Source organism: Tenacibaculum finnmarkense (assembly GCF_900239185.1).
Classification (GTDB): Bacteria; Bacteroidota; Bacteroidia; order Flavobacteriales; family Flavobacteriaceae; genus Polaribacter; species Polaribacter finnmarkensis.
The window spans coordinates 1-4,134 of record NZ_OENA01000022.1; the positions used below are offsets into that span (position 1 = coordinate 1).

2 protein-coding genes are annotated in these 4,134 nt (G+C 34.2%); one reads left to right on the plus strand and one right to left on the minus strand.

The genetic code is table 11. The features are described from left to right. Nucleotides 1-357: 357 nt before the first annotated feature. Entirely contained in the window at nt 358-1,293 is a 936-nt protein-coding gene (locus tag AQ1689_RS02245) for a hydrogen peroxide-inducible genes activator (RefSeq protein WP_101914511.1), read from the minus strand. Nucleotides 1,294-1,403: 110 nt separating this feature from the next. On the opposite strand from AQ1689_RS02245, the gene katG reads away from it, so the two are divergent. Beyond that, nucleotides 1,404-3,689 (plus strand): catalase/peroxidase HPI, encoded by a 2,286-nt coding sequence (gene katG, locus AQ1689_RS02250; RefSeq protein ID WP_101914510.1) that lies wholly within the window; start codon nt 1,404-1,406, stop codon nt 3,687-3,689. Nucleotides 3,690-4,134: the final 445 nt, after the last annotated feature.

Sequence of the window (4,134 nt, forward strand, 5' to 3'; positions counted from 1 at the left end):
CCGAGTTTTGTAGTCTCGCTTCCTTCAGATAAAACCTCACGATTTTCACCCTTGCGACTTACTAATGCTTCAGAACGTTACTCCTGCGCATAAGGGTCTTGCACCCTCTAGATTAATAAACTACCTTTCGGTAGTCAAAAGATGCCCATGCTGGGCACACACAATGGCTATAATTAATACGGGGCTTAGTGTTTAAATCTAAAGTTCTGTGCATATTTACAAAGTCCGCTAAATATAAAATTTGGCGTTTATAGAAGAAAAGATAAAAGCAAAATATTTATATTTAGCTAAGTAATAAACCGAAACAAAAGTGCTTATCACCTGCCCTACGTTTCTTATACTAAACGTTGGCGGTAATTAAACAGGCTTGATAATTTCAACTTCTTTTATCTTTGGAAGTAACTCCAAAACCGAATCTTGAATAATTTTCTTTAGTTCATTAGCAAGTCTTTTTTTAACAAAAAATTTATGAGTTAATACTCCCACTGAACGGGATGGGATTGGAGTTTTAAACTCTAAAATATTTTTCTTATCCTCACTAGGAAAATCAATTGAAGCTAAAAAAGGTATTATTGTCATTCCTTTATTAGATTTTGTAAAACGTAATAAACTATCCATAGAACCAGACTCAAATTCAAAGTTTAATTCACATTTTGAAGATTCGTTTAAAAGCTCACAGATTTGATACACTTGAGTGCGTAAACAATGTCCTTCTTGTAATAACCACAGCTTAGAATAATCTAAATTGTTAATCGAAATTTTTGAAAGCGTTTTATGAGCTCTACAATCATAAACTAAAAAAGGTTCTACATACAACTCCTGTTCAGTCAATTCATTATCTGCAATTGGTAACGCAAGTAATCCAATATCTAGCGACCTGTTTTTTAATGACTTTATAATTTGAGCAGTAGGAATCTCTTTTACAATAATCTTAACCAGAGGAAATTTTTGTGCAAATTTTTGCAAAAATAAAGGCAACAAATAAGGTGCAATGGTTGGAATTATACCAATTTTTAATTCCCCCACCATTTCACCTTTCAATTCTTGAATTACATCCTCTAATTGCCCTATTTCGTTATCAATTATCCTGAACCTTTCAATAATTTTCACACCTTCAGTTGTAATTGAAACTGGTTTCGTTTTTCTATTAAATATTTTTATTCCAATCTCACCCTCAAGTCGACCAATCATTGTACTTAAAGTAGATTGAGTTATAAAACATTTTTCTGCTGCTGTTTCAAAATTTTCAGAATCAACAACAGCTAATACGTATTGAAATTGTTGGATATTCATAGTCACAAATATACTTAATTATTTACAATGTAAATAATAGTATCACAACTATCGTTTTTATAAATAACATTATCTCTTTAGATTTGTATCGTAATCAAAACAAAACTGTAATGAATAAACTAATAACATTTAGTGTTGCTTCTCTATTAGCATTAGGAGCTTGCACTAATCAAAACAAACAAAGTATGGAAAAAAAGGAAGGAAAGTGTCCCTTTGGATTTGACAAAGGACATAAAAAAGAACAAGTGTCAATCATAAGATCGAATGACGATTGGTGGCCTAATAAACTAAATTTAGATGTCCTCGCTCAAAACTCTGAATTATCAAACCCTATGGGGAAAGAGTTTAATTATGAGGAAGCATTTAAACAGCTAGATTATGCGCAATTGAAAAAAGATATTGCAGACGTATTAACGGATTCGCAAGATTGGTGGCCTGCTGACTACGGACATTACGGACCATTAATGGTTAGAATGGCTTGGCACAGTGCTGGTACTTATAGAACTGGTGATGGTCGTGGAGGTACTCGAATGGGGATACAACGTTTTGCTCCTCAAAATAGTTGGCCAGACAACGGAAATCTTGATAAAGCAAGACGATTATTATGGCCAATAAAACAAAAATATGGTAAGCAAATCTCTTGGGCAGATTTAATGATTTTAACAGGTAATGTATCTTTAGAATCTATGGGTTTCAAAACAATCGGATTTGCAGGTGGTAGAGCAGATGTATGGGAACCTCAAGAAGATGTATATTGGGGGCCAGAAGGCGATTGGCTAGAATCTAGAAGGCTAAATGAAAATGGTGAAATGGATTTAGATATTGAAAATCCATTAGCTGCTGTTCAAATGGGATTAATTTATGTAAACCCAGAAGGACCAAATGGAAATCCTGACCCAATAGCTTCTGCTAAAAATATTCGTATTGCTTTTGCACGAATGGGAATGAATGATGAAGAAACTGTAGCGTTAATTGCTGGCGGACATTCTTTTGGAAAAACCCACGGAGCTGGACCAGCAGATAATGTAGGAGCTTCCCCTGAAGCAGCAGGAATTGAAGAACAAGGATTTGGATGGAAAAGCACTTACAAATCAGGAAAAGGAAAAGATGCTATTACTTCTGGATTAGAGGTAATTTGGACACCAACACCGACTAGATGGAGTCACTCTTTTTTACAGTTATTAATGACTAATGAATGGGAATTAACAAAAAGTCCAGCAGGTGCTCATCAATGGGTAAGTAAAAGTCCAGCTGAGATACTGCCAGATGCTTTTGATAAAGATAAGAGACATAGAGCTACAATGTTGACTTCTGATTTAGCTTTAAAATTTGACCCAGCATATAAAAAAGTGTGTCAGAAGTTTTTAGATAAACCCTTATCGTTTGACAAAGCATTTGCAGATGCTTGGTTTAAATTAACACATAGAGATATGGGGCCAAAATCTACATATTTAGGAACAGAGATTCCTGAAGAAAACTTTTTATGGCAAGACAATGTTCCTGCAAGAAATTATGATTTAATTTCTAAATCAGATATAAACAGATTAAAGCAAGAAATTTTAAGTAGCGGTATTCCTCTCAATCAATTAATTGAAACTGCCTGGGCATCAGCTTCATCTTATAGAGGGTCTGATAGAAGAGGTGGTGCAAATGGAGCTCGTATTCGATTAGAACCTCAAATTAATTGGGAGATAAACAATCCTGAACAGTTAAAAACTGTTTTAGCAACTTATGAGCAAATACAAGAAAAGTTCAATGCAAATTCTGGTAACAAAAAAGTATCAATAGCTGATTTAATTGTTCTTGGAGGAAATACTGCAATCGAAGAAGCTATTAAAAAATCTGGTTTGGATATAGAAGTTCCATTCATAGCAGGAAGAACAGATGCTACCCAAGAACAAACAGATATTGAATCATTTGCAGTACTTGAACCTATGGCAGATGGGTTTAGAAACTATCAAAAGAAAAAATATACACTTACCACAGAGGAGTTATTAGTTGATAAAGCTCAATTATTAACTTTAACAGCTCCAGAAATGACCGTGTTAGTTGGTGGAATGAGAGCTTTAAATGTAAATTCTGACAATTCAAACAAAGGAATTTTAACTAGTAATGCGGGTACTCTTACGAACGATTTTTTTGTAAACCTTTTAAATATGAATACCTATTGGAATCCAATATCAGAAGAAAAAGTTGAATTTGAAGGTAAAGACAGATCAACCGATAAAGTAAAATGGACAGCTACAAGAGCAGATTTGATATTTGGTTCAAACTCTGAACTTAGAGCAATAGCAGAAGTGTATGCAAGTAATGATGCTAAAGAAAAATTTGTTACTGATTTTATTAATGCTTGGACAAAGGTGATGAACCTAGATAGATTTGATTTGAAACAATAAAAAACTACCGCAAATCGAGTAGACGGCTCCGACTAAAATAGTCGGAGTGCGCCTCTCACACCACCGTACGTACGGGTCTCGTATACGGCGGTTCACCAAATTGAAATTTGTGAATTATTAATTTAATCTACCAAAGGTTTATAACCTCTTCTTTTAAGCCTAGATTTCGTTATTGTAGTTTTTAAAAGAGGGCTTTGCGCTACCGCCCATCCTCCCATTCGAGTTCTACTCCAAGCATATGCTTGTCCGTTATCTATCCCTAATCTGATTGTAAAATCCTGAAATAGGTTGACTAAAATTTAAACACTTTTAGTTAAACTATGGACACAAAGACAAAACTACCCTGCCCAAAAAAGAACTACAATAAAGTAGGTTTTGAACTCAAATTATTCATCATTGACCAAATTCATAATGGACGTATTTCTGTTAATTACGCCGCTAAAAA